The organism is Variovorax terrae, from assembly GCF_022809125.1.
GTDB classification, from domain to species: Bacteria; Pseudomonadota; Gammaproteobacteria; order Burkholderiales; family Burkholderiaceae_C; genus Variovorax_A; species Variovorax_A terrae.
In genome coordinates this window covers 856,738-876,212 of sequence record NZ_JALGBI010000001.1, presented here as the reverse complement: position 1 = coordinate 876,212, position 19,475 = coordinate 856,738, and the positions used below count along the sequence as shown (strand labels likewise).

Here is a 19,475-nt window from a genome sequence, read left to right as displayed (position 1 = left end):
CCTCTCAGGCCACCGGCTGGCGCAGCGACGCCCACGCGGCGGCCGTCGGCGTGGTGCCCGCGCCGGGCTGCTGCGGCAGGCGGAAATGGCCCTCCACCACCTCGGCCGGCTCGGTGAAGCAGTCCTTGATCCAGGGGATGTATTCGAGCACCGCGCAGGCCGGGTGCGCATAGCTCAGGTGCACGTGCACCTGGCTCATGTCGCCCGCGTGCGGCGCCACCGGCAGGCGGTGCGCATGCGCGGCCTCGCACACGCGCAGCGCCTCGCTCAGGCCGGCCAGGCGCGTCACGTCGGGCTGCACCCAGTGGACGGCTCCGCGCTGGAAGAAGCCGGCGAACGCATCGTGCGTGTAGAGCTGCTCGCCCAGCGCGATCGGGATGCGCGTGGCGCGCGCCAGCTCGGCATGGCCCTGCACGTCGTCGTACCACAGCGGCTCCTCGAACCAGTAGACGTCGAAGGCCTCGGCCGCGCGGCAAAAGCGCAGACAGGTGGGCAGGTCCCACTTGCCGTTGCCGTCGATGGCCAGCGTCACGTCAGAGCCGATGGCGCGGCGCACCGCCTCCAAGCGGCGCAGGTCGCGCTCCACGGTGGAGCCCACCTTGATCTTGATGCCGGTGAAGCCCTCGGCCACGGCGCGCCTGGCGCCTTCCACCAGCCGGTCGTCGGCGAGGCTGAGCCAGCCGATGTCGGTGTTGTAGGCGCGCACCTTCTCGCGCACCTGGCCGCCCAGCAGCTTCCACAGCGGCACGCCGGCCGCCTTGGCCTTCAGGTCCCACAGCGCGATGTCGATGGCCGCCTGCGACAGCGTGGTGATGCCGGCCCGGCCGACCCACTGCAGCGCCGGGTTGCGCGCCAGCTTGAGCCACAGGCGGTTCACGTCGCGCGCGTCCTCGCCCAGCAGCAGCGGCGCGTGGCAGGTGGCGATGCAGCGCGTGATGAGCTGGTCACTCGGCAGGTGCGCGTGGGTGCCGGTGAAGCCGTAACCGGTGAGCCCGTCCTCGGTGCCGATCTGCGCGCCCACCACGCCCCAGTGCGTGATGGTGTGGGTGCTGTCGGCGATCTGCGAGCCGGTGACCGGCACATGCAGGATGAACGGCTGGACCGAGGTGATCTTCACGGGTGTCTCCTTCGAGGGCAAAACCCGATCGCTGGCGGCTCCCGGCGAACGAGCCTGCCGATGGTAGTGCAAAGCCCGCGGGCGCCGCCAGCCTCGTCCCACCCTCGCCGCGCCCTGTTTTTGAATGAAAACGGCCCGATGTCCAGGCCGGCTGGTCTTTTCACGCTATGTTTTCAATAGCACCCAGAAAACCCTAGGTGTGAAGCTTCACAGCTAGTTCCCCAGGACGTGATCGCGGCTGATGGCGCCTTCTTCGATGGGCAGCAGGCTGTCGCCACCTTCCGCGAACACGCATTCGAGCGAATCGGCGATGACGCGGCTCCTGGCGACGAGGGCGGTGGCTTGTCACGAAACTGCCGGGACTTCTGCGGACTGCTCCCGCGCACCGTGATCGACAGGGAGGGCGGCAACGCCGCGAAGGCCTGCGCGTGGCAAGCCGCCTGAGTACCCGTGCCGAAGATCGCCACGGTCTTCGCATCAATCCTCGCCCTCGCCTGCGTGGCCACGACAGAGGCGGCCGCCTTCCTGAAAGCGGTGATATGCGAACCTCGCTACCGATTCAGGATGCCGGCCGGACGTCGCGGATTTGAAGTTCTTCGGCGTCTGGTTCGAGTTCGACGTCCAGTGAGTTGATGATGCGGGCCACGGCGCAGTAGAGTGCGCCGGTCACCAGCAGTTCGATGACGTGCTTCTTTTCAAAACGATCCTGCAGCGACTTCATGGTCGCCGCGCTCGCGCCTGGAGATTGCGCAAGCTCGTCCGCGAGCTGAAGCACCAGGGACTCGTCAGCATCGAACAGCCCGCTGCCGCGCCACTGCGTCAGTGCGTCGATTTGCGCTTGCGAGATGCCTTCGTCCAGCGCCATGTGGAGGTGATGTTCGTACTCATAGTGCGCGCCGAGCTGAGCGGCAATCTGGACGATCAGGAGTTCGCGCAGTCGCCGCGAGACAGACAGATCGAACCGCATGGCTCCCGCGAATGGAGTCCACGCCTTCACCAGCGCCGGGGACCAGGCCAGCAATCGGTACACGTGCAGCACCGTGCCCAGGCGCTGCTTCATCCTCCCAAAGAGGTCCACCAGGATGGGGTCCTTGGTGTCCGTATCGACCATTTCCATGCGTGCCATTGTGTTTGATTCCTTCAGTTTTCCGGGTAGGGAATTGTTGCGTTGGGCCGGTCGCAATTCATTGTTCCGTTGTTGCAGTGAATTGCTTATCCGTCGCGCGCTGGCGATCGCGCCGGGAACGAATGAAGCTCATGCCGAAGCTCGCCCGGAACCAGTGCGCGAAAGCGCTGGCCGAGGAGAAACCCAGCATCGAGGCAACGTCCTCCAGCGAATGATCGCTGTCATTGCGCAGCTTGAGTGCAACTTCGCTGCGCACCGAGTCCAGCACCGACGTGAACTGCTCGCCCTCAAGAGCCAGTTGCCGGTGCAGGGTTTGCCTGCTCACGCCGAGGTGCTGCGCGACCCTTTCGACCGTGCAGCGGCCATTGCCCAGCAGCGCTGCGATCAGGTGGCGCACGGTTTCCCGGCGCGCCGGCTTGCGCTGGCTGAGCTCGGTATCCAGGAAGCGACGCGCGAAACTCACCAGTCCGCCCTGCTCCGGCGTCAGTTCGCGGGCCATGTCGCTCGCCGCGCAGACAATCCCGTTGAACGCGCTGTTGAACTCGAGATTCGTTCCGAGAAAGGATCGGTGGAAGCGCGCATCGCGCGGTTGCCGGTGGGTGAAGCAGACGAGACGAGGTTGCCATCCGGGACCCAGCAGGTCGCGCAGCACCTGGAACATGACGCCGACGGTCAACTCCATCGCCTGCCGCGTCGGGACGACCTTGCCCAGCATCAGATGTTCCCGGATCACGACGACGTCATCTTCCTCTTCGATGCGCACCAGCAATGCATCGTTGAGCACACGGTTGTAGCCAAGAAGCGTCTGCACCGCGCGAAGGGCCGAGGGTTCCTGCTTCATCACGAGACTGACGGCGCCCAGCTCCGAGATGTGACGGCGGCTGGCCAGCCGCAGGCCGAACGCCTCCATCCGGGAGGCCTCGGCGCACTGGTCCAGCAGGCGACAAACCGCTTCCAGCGAGATCAGCATCTCGTTGTCTTCAAGGCAGCGGCGCGGCAGGCCTGCCTTGCGCATCATCGCGAATGGATCGAGTCCGGCCGACTGAGCCAGGGCCGCGTAGCCCGTGAGGCTGGCACTGCGGGTGAGGTGTGAGATCGGCGCCATGGGATATCTTTTTTGCAACAGCCCTCTTGATACAACAAATCAATCTTGTGCGACAACAGAGCAATCCCGTAGGGGCGCCAATGCGCATCATGACTGCTAACGCGGCATCGGCCTGCAATCGCAGGCTCCGCGGCCACAAAGGGATATTCCATGCACTTTCTCGACGGGGCCCTCCTGCCCGAAAACCAGGAAAAACTTGTCATCACCGTTGCTCCGTATGGCCCGCAATGGGAGCCGGGCGACTTCCCGAGCGACATTGCGGTCTCGATCGACGAGCAGGTGCAAAAGGCGGTCGACTGCTACAACGCCGGCGCAACCGTGCTCCACTTCCATGTGCGCGAAGACGACGGTTCCGGCTGCAAGAACCTCGACCGTTTCAACGAGGTGCTGGCGCGCCTGAAGCAGGCAGTGCCCGACATGATCATCCAGGTGGGCGGGTCCATCTCCTTTTCACCCGCCGAGGACGGCGAGGAGGCCAAGTGGCTGAGCGACGAGGAGCGGCACATGCTGGCGCGCCTGAAGCCCACGCCCGAGCAGGTCACGGTGGCCGTGAACACCGGCCAGATGAATATCGTGGAGATGATGACGCCCGAGGACCGCGCGGGCACCTCGTTCGCGCGCCAGGCGGTCTACGACGCCTATGAAGAGATGATCGTTCCTGCAGGACCGGCATGGTTGCGCGAGCACCTCGCGCAATTGCGGGCCAACTCCATCCAGCCACACTTCCAGATCACGCTGAAGTCGGGACTCGTCACCCTCGAGCGCATGATCCGCCAGGGCCTGTACAAGGGCCCGCTGAACGCAACGTGGGTGGCGATCAGCGGAGGCTTCGACAACCCGGACCCGTACAGCATGATGGAGTTCATCCGCCTCATGCCCGACGGCTCGACGCTCACGCTGGAAGCGCAGATGCGCGCGGTTCTGCCGATCAACACGATGGCGATCGCCATGGGCCTGCACGTGCGGTGCGGCATCGAAGACACCCTGTGGGGTCCGAGCGGTGAGCCGATCTCCAGTGTGCAGCAGGTCGAGCAACTGGTGCGCATCTCGCGCGAACTGGGCCGTGGCGTCGCGTCCAGCCAGGAGGCGCGCGCGATCTACAAGATCGGTACGCACTACGAGACAGCCGAGCAGACCCTCAGCGAACTGCGTTATCCCGTCGCACGCCGCCCGATACGGCCGGCGCTGGCGGAACGCAAGGCTGCCTCGTGACCGTCGCGCCGACGGTGCTGGTGATTCCGGGTCTGCGGGACGAGACGCCGGGCCATTGGCAGGCGATTCTCGCCGGCGAATTGCCGAACGCGGTATCGCTGCCGGCGCTGGGCCGCACCAACATCGACCTGACCGCCCGCATGGCCCAGATCGAAGCTGCCGTGCGGGCGATCACCGGCCCGGCGATCCTGGTCGCGCACAGCGGCGGCGCCATCGCCGCGGCGCATTGGGCGCAGCGCACCCGCAGCACAATACACGGCGCGCTGCTGGCGACACCGCCGTTGTTCGCAGGCCCCCTCGGATCCGAATTCCCGGCTCTGGCCGAATTCGAACGCGAAGGCTGGGCGCCCGTGCCTCGGTCGCGGCTCCCCTTCCGGACCATCGTCGCGGCGAGCCGTAACGATCCGCTTGGCGCCTACGAAGACGTCTGCGAGTTGGCGCTGGCGTGGGGCGCTCGCCTCGTCGACCTGGGCGCCAGCGGCCATCTGAATCCGGCATCCGGTTTCGGACCCTGGCCGATGGCAGCGCAGCTCATTCGCGAGCTGGTGGCCGCCGGGCCCGCAGATGGTTTTGAGTCCCCCTCGCAACTGCGCACTGCGTGAGTTCATCCAGGGAATCTCCATGAAGACTTCATCTGCCTTGTTCCTTCGTTTGGCGGTCGGCGCATTGGCACTGGCCAGCTCTTGCCTGGCCCATGCCTGGCCCGACCGGCCCGTGAAGCTCATCGTCCCCGCGCCGGCCGGTGGAAACATGGACGTCACGGCCCGCATCTATGCCACGTCCCTATCCAGGGAAATCGGCCAGCCCGTCGTCGTCGAGAACAAGGCGGGCGCAGGTGGCTCCATTGGCGTTCAGGCCATGCTGAACGCGCCGGCCGACGGCCACACCATCCTGTTTACAAGCTCCAACGTTCTTTCGGAAATACCGTACGTCTTCAAGCCTCCCTACGACCCGATGAACGATGTGCGGCCCGTTGCGGCGCTGGCAAGGTACCGCTTCGTCCTGGTCGTTGCGCCTGACTACCCCGCGAACGACATGGCCGGTCTGGCCGCGCAGCTCAAGGTTTCACCGGACCAGGGCAACTTCGCGTCCCCAAGCCCTGGTACGCTCTCGCAACTGGGCGGTGAGATGCTCAACCGCCGGTTCGGCGTGAACATGCAGCACGTGCCGTTCTCCGGCACGCCCCCGGCGCTGCTCGCGGTGATGTCCCGGCAGGTGACGATGTACCTCGATAGCGTCGTCACCTCGGCTCCCTTCGTGCGCGGCGGCAAGCTCAAGCCACTGGGAGTTGCAGGCACCAGCCGTTTCCCGGGCCTGCCGCAAGTGCCCACCTTCGCCGAGCAGGGCTATCCGGAGTTCACCGATTTCACAGGCTTCCAGGGCATCGTGGTCTCTCCAAAGATGCCTGCCGCCGACGTCGACAAGCTCTACGCCGTCACCCGGCGGATTGCGAGCCGGCCACAGTTCACGGACCAGGTGTCCCAGTTGGGATTCGAGCCCGTCATGCCAACCTCCCCCCAAGAGTTCGCGCAGCAGTTGCAGGCGCACTACACATCCTTCGGCGCGCTGATCCGCACGATGAACCTGAAACCCTGAAGTCACTCGAAGGCAAGCCCATGACCCACATTTTCAACGAGGGATTGCCGCGCAACGAAGCCAACTTCGCGCCGCTATCGCCACTATTTTTCATCGAGCGTGCCGCGCAGGTGTATCCCCACCGTGCGGCCGTGGTGCACGGGGCGCTGCGCCGCACCTGGGCACAAACCTACGAACGGTGCCGCCGCCTGGCCGGCGCGCTCGCGGCGCGGGGCATCGCGCCGGGCGATACGGTGGCCGTGATGCTGCCCAACACGCCGCCCATGGTGGAGGCGCATTTCGGCGTTCCCATGTGCGGTGCGGTGCTGAACGCCCTCAACACCCGGCTCGACGCCGAGACCATCGCCTTCATGCTCGATCATGGCGAAGCGAAAGCGGTGATCGTCGATGCGGAATTCGCGCCTGTGATGGCCAAGGCGATCGCCTTGCGCCAGTCCGGCCAGCCCCTCCTCGTCATCGATGCGCAGGACCCGTTGCTCACCGGCCGTGGCGAGCCGGTCGGCACCATCACGTACGAGGCCTTCGTGGAAAGCGGCGACCCCGCCTACGCGTGGCAGCTGCCCCATGATGAATGGGATGCCATCGCGCTCAACTACACGAGCGGCACGACCGGCAATCCAAAGGGCGTGGTCTACCACCACCGCGGCGCGGCGATGAACGCGATCTCCAACATCCTCGAATGGGACATGCCCAGGCATCCGGTCTACTTGTGGACCTTGCCCATGTTCCACTGCAACGGCTGGTGCTTCCCCTGGACGGTCGCCGCCCGCGCGGGAGTGAACGTTTGCCTGCGCAAGGTCGAGGCGCAGGCCATCGTCGATGCGATCAAGGCACACGACGTCACGCACTACTGCGGCGCACCCATCGTGCATGGCCTGCTCGTGAACGCACCGGACGCGATGAAGCAGGGCCTGCCGAGCGGCGTGAAGGCCATGGTCGCCGGGGCCGCGCCACCGGCTTCCATGATGGAGGGCATGGAGCAGCTGGGCTTCGAGCTGACGCACGTCTACGGCCTGACGGAGGTGTACGGCCCCGCTGCCGTGTGCGCCAAACACGACGAATGGGACCGGGTGGACATCGGCGAGCGCGCGCGCCTCAATGCGCGACAGGGCGTGCGCTATCACCTGCAGCGCGATGCGCGCGTGCTTGATCCCCAAACGTTGCAGCCCGTGCCCCTGGATGGCGAGACCATGGGCGAGATCATGTTCCGCGGCAACATCACGATGAAGGGCTACCTGAAGAATCAGGAGGCCACGCTGCAGGCATTCGCAGGCGGCTGGTTCCACACCGGCGACCTTGCCGTGCAATGTCCTGATGGCTACATCAAGATCAAGGACCGGAGCAAGGACATCATCATTTCCGGCGGTGAAAACATCTCATCGATTGAAGTCGAGGATGTGCTGTACCGCCATCCGGCCGTGCTGGCCGCCGCCGTGGTGGCCAAGCCTGATCCGAAGTGGGGCGAGACGCCGTGCGCATTCGTGGAGCTCAAGCCCGGTGTGAGCCTGAAGCCCGACGAGATCGTCAGCCACTGCAAGAAGCATCTGGCGGGCTTCAAGGTACCCAGGGCGGTCGTATTTGGCGAGCTGCCCAAGACCTCCACCGGAAAGATCCAGAAGTTCGAGTTGCGCAAGCAGGCCGGTTCGGCGGCAGCCATCGACGTCTGACTGCTGGCGCGCCCCCGCGGGCGCGCCCCCTGCGCTCGCGCGAACCTCAGACGGGCACTTCGCCCTTGAGCGTCACGCGGTTGAGCACGCGCTCCTGTGTGCCGTAGTCGTGTATCGCGTAGTGCAAGGTGCAGCGGTTGTCCCACATGAGCAGGTCGCCCACGCGCCACATGTGGCGATACACATTGTCCGGCTGCGTGCTGTGCGCATACAGAAAGTCCAGCAGCGGCCGGCTTTCCTCTTTTGTCATGCCATCGAACTTCTGGACGTTGTCGGGGGGCCCGAGATAAAGCGCCTTGCGCCCGGTCTGCGGATGTGTGCGCACCAGCGGATGCACGGCCTCGGGTATATCGGCGTCGGCCACGCCCTTGAAACGACCGGCCGCTCGCACCGCGCGAAATTGCACCCGCAGGTCTACCAGCATGCGCTGCATGACAGGCGACAGGCTTTCATAGGCAAGATATTGGTTGCTCCACATCGTGTCGCCCCCTACGGGGATCACCTGCGCACTGAGCATGGTGAGCTTGGGAGGAACGGCAGTGTGCGGACCATCGTAGTGCCAGGCCTCGGTGGAGAAGGCGGACTTGGGCTCCGTTCTGAGCTGGATCACGTCGGGATAGTCCCCCAGCTGCTGCTTGGAGAGCAGCGGCGTCACGACCGGCTCGCCCCACAGCCGCGCGAATCCAAGCTGCGCGGCGGGGCCGAGGTGCTGGTCTCGAAACACCAGCACACAGTGACGCAGGAATGCCTCTTGCAGCTGCGCGAAATGTTCGGCGGCGAGTGGCTCCCCGAGACGAATGCCTTCGACCGCGGCACCAACGGACCCGGTAAGGGGCGTGATTTTCAGGTTCATATCAGTTCCATGGGGTGTGATCGGATGATCGGCTTGCGTGTCTATCGCGCGCCCGTCGCGGCCGCGCTGTCACCAACGGCAATGACAATCTTGCCGAAGTGCTGGTCGGTTTCCATGTAGGCGTGGGCCTGCGCAAGCTCGCTCAACGGAAACACGCGATCAATCGGCAGTTTGATGCGGCCAGCCTGCAACAGCGGCAGCACATCGCGCGCGCAAGCCTCTATGCACGCGAGCCGCTCTTCCTCGCTGCGCGTGCGAAAGGTGACCCCAATCAGTTTCAAGCGCTTCAACCAGAGCTGGGCCAGGTCGAGCTGCGAGATCGCGGAGCCACCCATGCGGGCCAGGTGTATCAGGCGCCCTCTCACGGCCAGACTTTGCACGTTGGACTCGAACACGCTGCCACCCACGGAATCGATGACGATGTCCACCCCGCGACCCTCGGTGGCGTCCACGATGGCGCGAGCAGCATTCTGGGTCGAGAGGTCGATGCCGTGCGTCACGCCGTACTCGCGCAAGCGCGCCAGTTTTGCCGCCGATCGCGAGGTGGCGAAGACCTGGCTTGCACCAAGCGCGGCAGCCAGCTGCACCGCAGCCAGGCCGATCCCGCCCGTGGCGGCATTGACCAGCACCGACTGGCCCGCGCGGAATTCTCCATTGGTCACCAGCGCGTCGTGCGCGGTGACGAACACGTTGACGACCGAGGCCGCCTCGGCCCACGACAGCGTGGACGGCATCGGCATGACCGCGCGCGCCGCTGCGAGCACGAACTCAGCCTGACCACCCCACCCGTGGCCGGCCACCCGATCGCCCTCGCGCACGTTGCGCACGTCAGGCCCCACCTGGCTCACGATGCCGGCGAACTCGATGCCCGCCTTGAGCGGGTCACCACTTTTCGCTTCGGGAACACGATAAGTCTCTCCGCGGTTCAGGCCCGATGCCATCACCTGGACAACCACTTGGCCCGCGCCGGCAGCCGGACGCGGGACTTCCTGGATTTCCAGGTGGCCGCCTTGCGGGCCTGGGACGATCATTGCTGCTTTCATGGGTCCTCCGTTCCTTGGTGTTCGTTCTCGATCAGAAAGTGTGGCGAATTCCGAGATCGATTCCGGTTGATGTGCTGCTTGCCAGGCCTGCGCCGATAACCGCGCCGCCGATCGATGTGCGGGCGCCGTCGCTGTTGCGCACCTTGGCGGCAGACGTGTACAGGGCAGTGCGCTTGGACAAGTTGTAGACATAGCCCAGTGCGACCTTGGTCGAGCGCGGTTGCGCGCCGGGGCCGGCGTCGATGCGGTATTCGCCAACAGAGAAAAGCACTTCGCCGGCGCCGACGCGCCAGTTGCCGGCGAAGTTCATATTCTTGCCAGTGGCCGGGGCCGCGCCGCCGCGCTTGTCCCGGCCGACTGTGGCCATGAGTTCAATATCTTTGGTCACGTACCAGCCGGCGCCCAGACTCCAGTTGCGCATGTCACCCGACGGTGCGCCCGGCGTCGTCGCGACGGGCGTGCCTTTGGCGGTGATCGTTCCCCAGTTCAGTGCCGCCCTGAACGGACCACCCATGTAGCCGACGCGCAGCGCGGTGCCGTTTCCGTCGTCTTGATTGGCTGCGCCGTTCTTCGGGTTCTCTCCAAGAATGCGGGTAACCTGACCGAAAAAGCCGCCCACTGTCGGGCTCAGGTAGTGGATCATGTTCGAGGCCCGAGCGTAGGGAGTTCCGGCGGGCAACAGGCCATAACGTGCGCCCGCGCCCAGGCCTGTGGTCGGAGAGGGGAGGCCCAGCATGATGCCGACGCCGGAATTGAAGAATGGGTCGAAGTCGGCCACGTTCCAGGCAGCGGGGTTGACATCGCGTCCCAGGCGCAACTCGCCCCAGCGATCACTGATCAAGCTCACGGTGGCGCGCCGGCTGAAGTTGAGCCCCTCCCCGGCTGCCCCTGCACCGGAGGGCTGGTTGTTGGTGGAGAGCACGCCTCCAGCGGTGCCGTTGTCGGGATATAGCTGAGCCTCCAGCCAGAAGTTTGCATAGAGGCCGCCACCCAGGTCTTCGAGGCCGCGAAAACCCAGCCTTGAAGGCCGGCCTGCACTGCTGGTCAGCGCCGTCACGCGCGCGCTGCCTGCGCCGCTCGCACTGCCGGTGGTCACAGCGACATCGATAAGTCCAAAGACGGAAAATCCGGAGGGGCCAGTCGGCGTATTTTTTGACTGGGCAAACGCGGCACCAGCGGCTGCCAGCGTGGCAAGGGCAATCAGGCTCTTCTTCATCGATGTCTCCAAAATTATTGAATTACAGACGGCGCATGGAGGAGTCAGACCTCTCACAGGCTCAGTTGATTTAAGCTGAGCCCATTGTTTCCAGATTGATTGGTTGTCTCACAGAATTGATTAGCTGTATCGCTAGATTTCCAACACCGTCTTGGCCAGAATGTTCTTCTGGATCTCGGTGGTTCCCGCTGCGATGGAGTGGGCTCTGCGGCCGAAGTACCGCGCCGCTGCAGTGGCGGCATGTGCAGGCGCAAAGAGAGGATCGGCGTTCTTGCCCAGGATGAACGGCGCATCGCTGGGATAGGCGAGATCACCGCAAATCATCATGGCGGCGTTGGAGATGTCCTGGAACAACTCGGCGCCCTGAATCTTCAGCTCCGACACTTCGTCACTCAACACGCCATCGGCTTCGCTCTGTTCGAGAAACTCGAGCACGCGTTTTTCCAGCGCCAACGTTCTGACTTCAAACCGCACGATTTCTCTAAGCTTGGCGTCAGACAACTGATCGCCAATCGCGACTTTCTTGAGTTGCCGCAACGAGCGCTGAATGCCGCTGAGCCAGGATGCAAACAGCCGTTCGTGGGACAGGAGCGCTTTTGCGTAGCTCCAGCCTTCACCTTGCTTGCCCAGCAGGTTTTCTTTGGGAACCCATACATCCTTGAAGAAGACACTGTTGAATGAATGCGCGCCGTCCATCGACTGAATAGGGCTGACTTCAATCCCTGGTGTGCGCATGTCGATGAGCAGAAATGAGATGCCCTGCTGCGGCCTCGTTTCGCGACTGGTGCGCACCAGACAAAACATCCAGTCCGCGTAATGCGCGCCCGATGTCCATATCTTCTCGCCGTTAACGATGAAGTGGTCTCCACAGTCCTCGGCCGAGGTGCGCAGCGACGCGAGATCAGAGCCTGCATTGGGCTCCGAGTAGCCCTGGCACCACCACTCGGACGCATCCAGAATCCGGGGCAAGAAACGCTCTTGCTGCGCAGGTGTGCCGAACATCTGCAAGAGCGGTCCGATCATCTTGACGCCGGCTGGAACCACTGCTGGACAGTTCATGCTGGTACACACCGAGTCAAAGATGAACTGCTGGCGAGGCGACCAGCCCGGCCCGCCGAATTTCTTTGGCCAACCAGCGCCCAGCCAGCCTTTCTCGCCCAGCGTGCGCTGCCAGCCGTTGATTTCTTGCTTGCTCAGATTCTGTTCGTTGGCGACCTTTGCCGCCAGCTGCTTGGGCAGTGCGCTGTGCATGAAGTCCTCAACTGTTCTGACGAATGCGCGATCGGCATCACTCGCAAGAAATCGCTTTGCAGTGCTCTCGTTCGCTCCACCTGTTTTTTTCAGCCAGGTACCTAACCGGTCTTCGTGCCACTCCGCATCACCGAATGAAAGGCGCAATCCCGCCGCGCGCCTGAAATAGTGACTGATGTGGAATTCGTTGGTGATGGCGATCGCGCCATGAATTTGCACTGCACTTTCGGCGACGCTGCGAAGCGCCTGATCAACACGAATCTTTGCAGCCGACACCATGACGTCCAGTTCCGGGCCACCCGGCCCCTCCAGCGCCTGCACAGCCAGCCCGGAAAGGGCGCGAGCCTCCTGCGCGTGAATGCGCATCTCGACCAGACGATGGGAAATGACCTGGTTCGCTGCGAGCGACTTGCCAAATTGCTTGCGATCCTTGGCGTATTGCAGCGTGTGCTCCACCAGCACGTCGAGCACGCCGACAGCTTCGCAGCAGCTCATGGCGCAGCAGTAGTTCAATGCGAGGCCGAGTGTTGTGCCGTCCAGAGTCAACACATCGGCTGCGTTGACATGCACCTTGTCGAAAGTCAGGCTACAGGCGGGATAGTCGTCGATTCCCCGATACGAGTCGATGTGCAAGCCTGGAGCTGACGCCGGGACAACCGCGAGCCGTGTCGCGCTCGCCGCAACGAGAAAGAAATCGGCTTGCGATCCGCCCAGCACGACCTTGGCAGTTCCAGTGAGCGTGAACGAGTCGCCTTGCGCCACCAGTTCGACAGCAGCGCGCGCACCCATGCCCTCATACACAGTCGCGAATTTGACGCGGCCTTCGATCATCGAGCCGAGGCAAGACGCGCGGCAATCAACATCCGAAATTGCTTGAAGCAAGCTGCCTGAGAGCACCAGGTTTGGCAAGACCGGCTCGAGCGCTAGCCCGCGCCCCAGCTCTGTCATCAGTATCGCCATCTCGGCGGGGCCGGCATCCAGGCCGCCACTGTCCGAATCGAATGGAATCGCGAGCCATCCCAGCTTGGCGAACTCACCCCAGTGATTGACCTCTGACTTGCCGGCAAGCACGCGCAAGCGTTCCGCAAAGCTGTACTGCTCCCTCAGATATCGCGCAATGCTTTCTTTCAGACTCGATTGATCGTCGGTCATGTCGTCACGCGCTCAGGTGGAATCCGCCGGCCACCGACAGGTGTTGCCCCGTGATGTAGGAGCTGGCATTGCCCAGCAGGAAGCACACCGGGCGCGACACCTCCTGCGGGGACGCCCAGCGCTCCAACAGGATTTGCTTCATGTACGCGTCGGCAAATTTGTCGCCGCGCGCGACTTCGGACATTTGCGTTTCAACCACGCCGAAACAAACGGTGTTCACGCGGATGCCGTGGCGCCCCCACTCGCGCGCGGCGCTCATGGTGATGCCCAGCATGCCGGCCTTGGTGGCGCTGTAGTTGATCTGGCCGACCGAGCCGCGACGCCCGCCATCGGACGAAATATTGACGATGGAGCCGGTGACCGTGGCATCCGCCCTGCGACGAGAAACCAGATGGCGACCCACGGCCTGCAGAAAGTTGAAGGGGCCGGTGAGATTGACGTCCACGACCTGCTGCCACTGCTCACTCGTCATCTTCTCGATCATGGCCGGACGAACGATGGCCGCGTTGTTCACCAGACCGTCCACGTGCCCGAACGCAGCCGCGCCCTGCTCGACCACGTGGGCTGCAAAGGCCGGGTCGCGCACATCGCCGGTCGCTGCCACGATCTGGCCATTGCTTTCGCTGGCGAGTTTTTGCAACGGACCTTCCTGAACGTCCACCGCAACGACGCGACCGCCAAGGGCAACGATGGCTTGTGAGAGCGCGAGGCCCACGCCCTGGGCGGCGCCCGTGACGACAATGTTTTTGCCGGTGAGGGCGAAGTAATCGAGTTCGGTATTCATGGGTATTCTTTCAAAGGTGTTTGTGGGGCAACTGACTCAAAGGGTGGCGCTGGTGCCGAGCAGGGCAGTGACCTGGCTGGAGAGCCATCCGCCATTGCCATGTGCGAGCGCAACTTCACAGCCGGAAACTTGCCGCGCGTTCGCTTCGCCGCGCAGCTGACGCGTGGCTTCGATCAAGGTGAAGATGCCGTACATGCCTGGATGGCCGTAAGACAGGCCACCGCCATTGGTGTTCATCGGAAGAGCCCCGCCGGGCGCGAGCTTGCCGTCTTCGACGAATCGCCCGCCTTCTCCCTTTGGACAAAAGCCGAGGTCTTCCAGGAACAAAATGGGATTGATGGTGAATGCGTCATAAAGCTGCACGACGTCCACATCGCGCGGCGCGAGGCCGGCCATTTCAAATGCGCGCTTGCCTGAGTCGGTCGCAGCGGTCACCGTGAGATCCGCCATCTGCGAAATCCAGCGATGCCACTGCGCTTCGCCAACCCCCAGCACATGGACCGGTTTACGGCGCAGCGCGCTTGCGTGGTCGCTGCGGGTCAGCACGATGGCGCCGCCACCGTCGGTGACGAGGCAGCAGTCGGCAACCGTGAGCGGCGACGAGATCATCTTGGAGTCGAGTACCTGCGCAGTGGTCAGCGAAGGCTTCTGGTTCGACCATGCAACGGGATTGAGGCGTGCCCACTCCCGCGCAGAGATGGCCACCTGCGCCAACTGTTCGCGGGTGGTTCCGTACTGATGCATGTGACGCATGGCGGCCATCGCGTAAGCGGTGGCTGCGCCCCTGGGCGCGTAGGGAGCCTCCAGGTCGGGATCTTCGGTAACCACACCGGCGCTCTTTGTCTTGTTGCGCTTGGCATCGGCGCGCGGCGTGCCTCCGTATGCGATCAGTGCGACATCGCATTGGCCGTGCGCCAATGCCATCGCGGCGTGCAACAGGTGCGAGAGCGCAGAACTGCCTCCCGTGATGGAGCCGCCCTGGATTCTCGGACGAATGCCCAGATACTCGCCCAGGTCCAGATTGGACAGCACACGGCCGCGCGCAACGCTGAAGATCGCGTCGACGTCGCTCACCTTCAAACCCGCGTCCTGCAGTGCACGAACACTGGCCTGCGCCGCCAGATCGAGCGGATAGGTGCCGGCGGAAACTTCTCCGAGATCGGACTCGGCCACTCCGACAATTGCAGCCGCGCCGCGCAGCGTGTTTGCGCTCATGATGCGGCACCCATCGCAGCGAACACCACGCGGGGCAAAGCACCGGCGGTATCGATGTGCCCTTGCACCCTCGTTCCGATGACAGATTGATTTGCAATTGGCAGCGCAGGCGACAAGTTGCCCATGATCCGAAAACCGTCGTCCAGATCTACCAGCGCCACGATGGATGGAGCGCTGCCGCCTGGCAGCTCGCTGTACGAATACAGGGTGCCTTGCAGCGCGCTCTCTTGCCAACGCAGTTGCGTATCACCAGTGCCTGGGGCGCAGACGCGTGGATAGAAAACCGCAGAGCCATCGCTCGCCACCTGAAACAGAAAGCGGCCTTGTCGCAACGCGTCTTCGTGCGTCTGCCAGGGAGTCATCTCTTGTGTTTGATTCATGGCAGCGATGCTCGCGAAACGCTCAAACGCGGTAAAGCGCCTTCCACTGTGCGGAAAAGAAAACACATCGCAGACCCGCAACGTCAAGCGGATCGCGTCGGTGGCGCAGTAGATGACCTCAACCCCTGCGGCGTCTTCTTCCGCACAGTGGAAGGGCTTTGACCCTCTCCTCACACCTCTGAAACCATTGCGTCGCGATGCGGGTTATGCGCAGCGCATATTCGAAAGAAAGCACATGATGAGCAGTTGCAGTGGAAAGAATTTGAAGGCGGGCGCACGATGAGTGGCGCACTCGAAGGCATTCGGGTGGTGGAAGTTTCGTCCGTCATCATGGGACCATGGGCCGGCCAGGTGCTCGGCGATATGGGCGCGGATGTGGTCAAGGTCGAACCCCTCATTGGCGATGTCACGCGCAACATGGGGCCGGCTCGCCACCGCGACATGGCGTCGGCCTTTCTCAATCTCAATCGCAACAAACGCAGCATCGCGTTGGATATGTCCAAGCCGGCCGGCGTGGAGGTGATTCATCGGCTTCTCGGCAAGGCAGATGTTTTGCTGCACAACCTGCGCCCCAAGGCTGCGGCCAAGCTGGGGCTGGAGCGCGAGCAACTTCTGGAGCGTTTTCCGCGCCTGGTCGTATGCGAGGCCTATGGGTTTGCTCGTGGAGGCCCGCTCTCTGAAAAGGCGGCCTACGATGACATCATCCAGGCAGCCTCTGGGCTGGCCGACCTTCAAAGTTCGGTCATGGGGACTCCGCGCTTCCTGCCAACGAACTCGGTAGACAAGAGTACCGCCTACTGCATCACAACCGCCCTTTGCGCGGCACTGCTGCGCCGCGAGCGGACCGGTCGCGGTCAAGCCATTGAGGTGCCGATGTTCGAGTGCACGGTGGACAACGTCATGATCGAGCATCTTCACGGCGCCACCTTCGATCCACCCATCGGCCCCATGGGTTCCCCTCGGCTTCTGAGCGCGGATCGGCGACCTTACCCGACGCTTGATGGATTCCTCGCTGTCCTGCCCTACAACGATACGCATTGGAAGCGATTGCTGGAGATCGCCGGGCGCGGCCATTTATGGGACGACCCGCGCGTCTCAACGCACCCGAAAAGGATAGAGAACTCAGACTGGCTCCATGGTGTGCTGGCAGAGATCGTGGCCACCCGAACGACGCGCGACTGGCTTGAGGCACTCAATGCAGCCGACATCCCGGTGATGCAGATCAATACGAAAGAGGCGCTCCTTCACGACGAGCAATTGCAGGCATCGGGTTTTTGGCACTTCTACGAACACCCTAGCGAGGGAAGGATTCGGCGCACCAATCCACCCGTGCGCTTTAGCGAGTCGCCCTCGAGCGTGCGCCGTGTGCCGCCGATGCTTGGCGAACACACTGAGGAACTACTTCAGGAAGTCGGGTTTTCCGCGGCGCAAGTGGTTCAAATGCAGACGGCCGGAATCGTGCGCTGCAAGAGCTGAAGGTAGCCCATATTCCGGGCGTGATGCAAAGCTTCAGGCGCAGACGTAAACCATTCGAATTTTCAGACGAAATCCAGAGATAAAAAATGCTGCAGTATGACGTAGTCAAGAATTGGCCTTTTGAGGAAGTCCAACAGACGTATACGTATAAGGACACGATCCTGTACGCGCTGGGCCTCGGACTTGGCGAAGATCCGCTAGACAAGGGGCAGTTGCGCTTCACGTATGAAAAGGATTTGCTTGCAGTGCCTTCGATGGCAACGGTCCTGTGCACCCCCAATGTCTGGATGCGCGACCCCAAAACCGGCATCAACCACGCCCACGCCGTGCATGGGGAACAGGATCTCACGCTTCATGCACCGCTACCCACCCAAGGCACCCTCAAGGCGGTCACCCGTGTCACCAGCGTACTGGACAAAGGCGCAGGCAAAGGTGCCGTGATCGAGATCAATCGCGATCTGCTCGACGAAACGAGCACTCGTATTGCCAGTGTGCGTCAGATTCTCTTCTGTCGTGCAGATGGCGGCTACACCGCGCAGGGGGGACGCAGCGATGCACCAACGCAGACGCTCCCGAGTGTTCCGGAAGCTTTCCCGGATATCGAGATCACCCTCAAGTCGCTGCCCCAATCCGCTCTGATTTATCGCCTCTCCGGCGATTGGAACCCCTTGCACGCCGACCCCGATTTCTCAGCCAAGGCTGGCTTCTCGCGTCCGATCCTGCATGGTCTGTGTACCTACGGCATGGCAACCCGTGCGGCCCTGCAACTCGTTTGCAACAACGAGAGTGCGCGCCTCAAGCGCATCGCAGTGCGCTTCAGCTCTCCAGTGTTCCCTGGCGAAAGTATCAAGTTTCAGATGTGGCGCGCCGCAAACAACGCATTCCATATGCGTGCGCGCATCGAAGAGCGTGACGTCATAGTCTTGAACAATGGCTGGGTAGAGCTGTTTTGAACAACAGCCAGGTTTTCGCCAGGCACGGTGAGGCGAGATGTGGCGGCGGCTGGTCAGCCCCAGGCCGAACGCGTCCATCCCGAAAACAACAATTGTCCTGATACAACAAATCAATTCTTGGCGACAACAGAGCAATTTCGCATGGGCGCCATTCCTGATCATGGCTACCAGCGCGGCATCTGCCTGCAATCGCAAGCTCCGCAGCCAACAAAGGACGTCCATGCATTTTTTCGATGGGACTCTACCTAACGAGACCGCCATGAAGGCATCATTCCCTCTGTCCCTGCGTATCGCGCTCGGCGCGCTGGTCCTCGCCAGCTCTTCGCTGGCCCATGCCTGGCCCGACCGAGCCGTGAAGCTCATCGTCCCGTCGGCGGCCGGCGGGGTCATCGACGTCCCTGCGCGCATCTATGCCAATTTCCTGTCCAAGGAGATTGGCCAGCCCGTCGTCGTCGAGAACAAGACGGGCGCAGGCGGCTCCATCGCCGTGCAGGCGATGCTGAACGCACCCGCCGATGGCCACACCATTCTGTACACGGGCTCCAGCGTACTCGCGGAAATACCGCACACCATGAAGCCTCCCTACGACCCGATGAGGGACATCAAGCCCGTGGCGTCGCTCGCGAAGTACGGCCTCGTCCTGGTCGTCTCGCCTGACTACCCTGCAAGCGACATGGCCGGATTGGCCAAGCAGCTCAAGGCTGAGCCGGAATCGGGCAGCTTTGCGTCCCCGAGCCCCGGGACGCTCTCACATTTCGGGGGCGAGATGCTCAATCGCCGACTCGGCGTGAGCATGCAGCACGTGCCGTATCCGGGTGCGCCCCCGGCGCTGGTCGCCCTGATGTCCAAGCAGGTGACGATGTACATCGATAGCCTCGTCACGTCGGCTCCCTTCGTGCGCGCCGGCAAGCTCAAGGCGCTGGCAGTCTCAGGCACCAGCCGTTTTCCCGGCCTGCCGCAAGTGCCCACCTTCGCCGAGCAGGGCTATCCGGAGTTCAACAATTTCGGCGGCGAGCTGGGCATCGTGGTGTCTCCAAAGATGCCCGCCGCCGACGTCGACAAGCTCTACGCCGTCACCCGCAAGATTGCGGGCATGCCGGAATACAGGGATCAGGTAACCCGGCAAGGATTCGAGCCCGTCACGCCAAGTTCCCCCCAAGAGTTCGCGCAGAACGTGCAGTCGCGCTACACCAACTTTGGTGAGCTGATCCGCACGATGAACCTAAAGCCCTGAAGTCGCTCGAAGTCCGGCAAGACCCCAGCCTGACGTGCACGGCTGGGGCGACCAAGCTGAGTACGTGACTGACTTGATCATGCTGGCGCATGGCG

At 63.2% G+C, this 19,475-nt stretch carries 18 protein-coding genes; 7 read left to right on the top strand and 11 right to left on the bottom strand.

Annotation, left to right across the window (positions count from 1 at the left end):
• Nucleotides 1–4: 4 nt before the first annotated feature.
• The 4 genes from MMF98_RS04060 to MMF98_RS04045 all read right to left on the bottom strand — a co-directional run bounded on the left by MMF98_RS04060 (nt 5) and on the right by MMF98_RS04045 (nt 3,348).
• The gene (locus MMF98_RS04060) at nt 5–1,117 is read right to left on the bottom strand and encodes a mandelate racemase/muconate lactonizing enzyme family protein (protein WP_243304577.1); all 1,113 of its coding nucleotides are present in this window, start codon (nt 1,115–1,117) and stop codon (nt 5–7) included.
• A gap of 173 nt (nt 1,118–1,290) precedes the next feature.
• Nucleotides 1,291–1,623 carry a hypothetical protein gene (locus MMF98_RS23780; protein ID WP_423837556.1) on the bottom strand — a complete coding sequence of 111 codons (333 nt, stop codon included), beginning with the start codon at nt 1,621–1,623 and terminating at the stop codon, nt 1,291–1,293.
• A 53-nt stretch (nt 1,624–1,676) separates the two neighbouring features.
• A complete protein-coding gene (locus tag MMF98_RS04050) occupies nt 1,677–2,234 on the bottom strand; it encodes a carboxymuconolactone decarboxylase family protein (protein WP_243304574.1) in 558 nt (185 codons plus the stop codon).
• 67 nt (nt 2,235–2,301) lie between these two features.
• The gene (locus MMF98_RS04045; protein WP_243304572.1) at nt 2,302–3,348 is read right to left on the bottom strand and encodes an AraC family transcriptional regulator; all 1,047 of its coding nucleotides are present in this window, start codon (nt 3,346–3,348) and stop codon (nt 2,302–2,304) included.
• A gap of 150 nt (nt 3,349–3,498) precedes the next feature.
• Here MMF98_RS04045 and MMF98_RS04040 point away from each other — a divergent pair, with 150 nt between their 5' ends.
• Genes MMF98_RS04040 through MMF98_RS04025 form a run of 4 tightly spaced genes read left to right on the top strand, consistent with a single transcriptional unit; the run spans nt 3,499 to nt 7,823 of the window.
• Nucleotides 3,499–4,560, top strand: coding sequence for a beta-keto acid cleavage family enzyme (locus MMF98_RS04040; protein ID WP_243304570.1), 1,062 nt, complete (start codon nt 3,499–3,501; stop codon nt 4,558–4,560).
• Nucleotides 4,557–5,162: an RBBP9/YdeN family alpha/beta hydrolase gene (locus MMF98_RS04035; protein ID WP_243304568.1), complete on the top strand. Its 606-nt coding sequence runs from the start codon at nt 4,557–4,559 to the stop codon at nt 5,160–5,162. Before MMF98_RS04040 ends, MMF98_RS04035 begins: the two co-directional genes overlap by 4 nt.
• 19 nt (nt 5,163–5,181) lie before the next feature.
• The gene (locus tag MMF98_RS04030) at nt 5,182–6,156 is read left to right on the top strand and encodes a Bug family tripartite tricarboxylate transporter substrate binding protein (protein ID WP_243304565.1); all 975 of its coding nucleotides are present in this window, start codon (nt 5,182–5,184) and stop codon (nt 6,154–6,156) included.
• A gap of 20 nt (nt 6,157–6,176) precedes the next feature.
• The gene (locus MMF98_RS04025; RefSeq protein ID WP_243304563.1) at nt 6,177–7,823 is read left to right on the top strand and encodes an acyl-CoA synthetase; all 1,647 of its coding nucleotides are present in this window, start codon (nt 6,177–6,179) and stop codon (nt 7,821–7,823) included.
• Nucleotides 7,824–7,869: 46 nt separating this feature from the next.
• Here the strand turns inward: MMF98_RS04025 and MMF98_RS04020 are convergent, their stop codons facing one another.
• The 7 genes from MMF98_RS04020 to MMF98_RS03990 all read right to left on the bottom strand — a co-directional run bounded on the left by MMF98_RS04020 (nt 7,870) and on the right by MMF98_RS03990 (nt 15,717).
• The gene (locus MMF98_RS04020; protein ID WP_243304561.1) at nt 7,870–8,676 is read right to left on the bottom strand and encodes a TauD/TfdA dioxygenase family protein; all 807 of its coding nucleotides are present in this window, start codon (nt 8,674–8,676) and stop codon (nt 7,870–7,872) included.
• 41 nt (nt 8,677–8,717) lie between these two features.
• Nucleotides 8,718–9,719 (bottom strand): zinc-binding dehydrogenase, encoded by a 1,002-nt coding sequence (locus MMF98_RS04015; protein ID WP_243304560.1) that lies wholly within the window; start codon nt 9,717–9,719, stop codon nt 8,718–8,720.
• 31 nt (nt 9,720–9,750) lie between these two features.
• Nucleotides 9,751–10,935 carry a porin gene (locus tag MMF98_RS04010; protein WP_243304558.1) on the bottom strand — a complete coding sequence of 395 codons (1,185 nt, stop codon included), beginning with the start codon at nt 10,933–10,935 and terminating at the stop codon, nt 9,751–9,753.
• Nucleotides 10,936–11,067: 132 nt separating this feature from the next.
• Nucleotides 11,068–13,338: an acyl-CoA dehydrogenase family protein gene (locus MMF98_RS04005; RefSeq protein WP_243304556.1), complete on the bottom strand. Its 2,271-nt coding sequence runs from the start codon at nt 13,336–13,338 to the stop codon at nt 11,068–11,070.
• Between the two features lie 4 nt (nt 13,339–13,342).
• On the bottom strand, nt 13,343–14,122 hold the full coding sequence (locus tag MMF98_RS04000; RefSeq protein WP_243304554.1) for an SDR family NAD(P)-dependent oxidoreductase: 780 nt from the start codon (nt 14,120–14,122) through the stop codon (nt 13,343–13,345).
• A gap of 36 nt (nt 14,123–14,158) precedes the next feature.
• Nucleotides 14,159–15,337 carry an acetyl-CoA acetyltransferase gene (locus MMF98_RS03995; protein WP_243304552.1) on the bottom strand — a complete coding sequence of 393 codons (1,179 nt, stop codon included), beginning with the start codon at nt 15,335–15,337 and terminating at the stop codon, nt 14,159–14,161.
• Nucleotides 15,334–15,717 carry a Zn-ribbon domain-containing OB-fold protein gene (locus MMF98_RS03990; protein ID WP_243304549.1) on the bottom strand — a complete coding sequence of 128 codons (384 nt, stop codon included), beginning with the start codon at nt 15,715–15,717 and terminating at the stop codon, nt 15,334–15,336. The genes MMF98_RS03995 and MMF98_RS03990 overlap by 4 nt, the downstream gene beginning before the upstream one ends.
• Nucleotides 15,718–15,996: 279 nt before the next feature.
• Between MMF98_RS03990 and MMF98_RS03985 the strand changes: the two genes are divergently transcribed.
• The 3 genes from MMF98_RS03985 to MMF98_RS03975 all read left to right on the top strand — a co-directional run bounded on the left by MMF98_RS03985 (nt 15,997) and on the right by MMF98_RS03975 (nt 19,380).
• A complete protein-coding gene (locus MMF98_RS03985; protein WP_243304548.1) occupies nt 15,997–17,193 on the top strand; it encodes a CaiB/BaiF CoA transferase family protein in 1,197 nt (398 codons plus the stop codon).
• An 86-nt stretch (nt 17,194–17,279) separates the two neighbouring features.
• Nucleotides 17,280–18,146 carry a MaoC family dehydratase gene (locus tag MMF98_RS03980; protein ID WP_243304546.1) on the top strand — a complete coding sequence of 289 codons (867 nt, stop codon included), beginning with the start codon at nt 17,280–17,282 and terminating at the stop codon, nt 18,144–18,146.
• 259 nt (nt 18,147–18,405) lie between these two features.
• Nucleotides 18,406–19,380 carry a Bug family tripartite tricarboxylate transporter substrate binding protein gene (locus MMF98_RS03975; RefSeq protein WP_243304544.1) on the top strand — a complete coding sequence of 325 codons (975 nt, stop codon included), beginning with the start codon at nt 18,406–18,408 and terminating at the stop codon, nt 19,378–19,380.
• Nucleotides 19,381–19,475 lie beyond the last annotated feature (95 nt).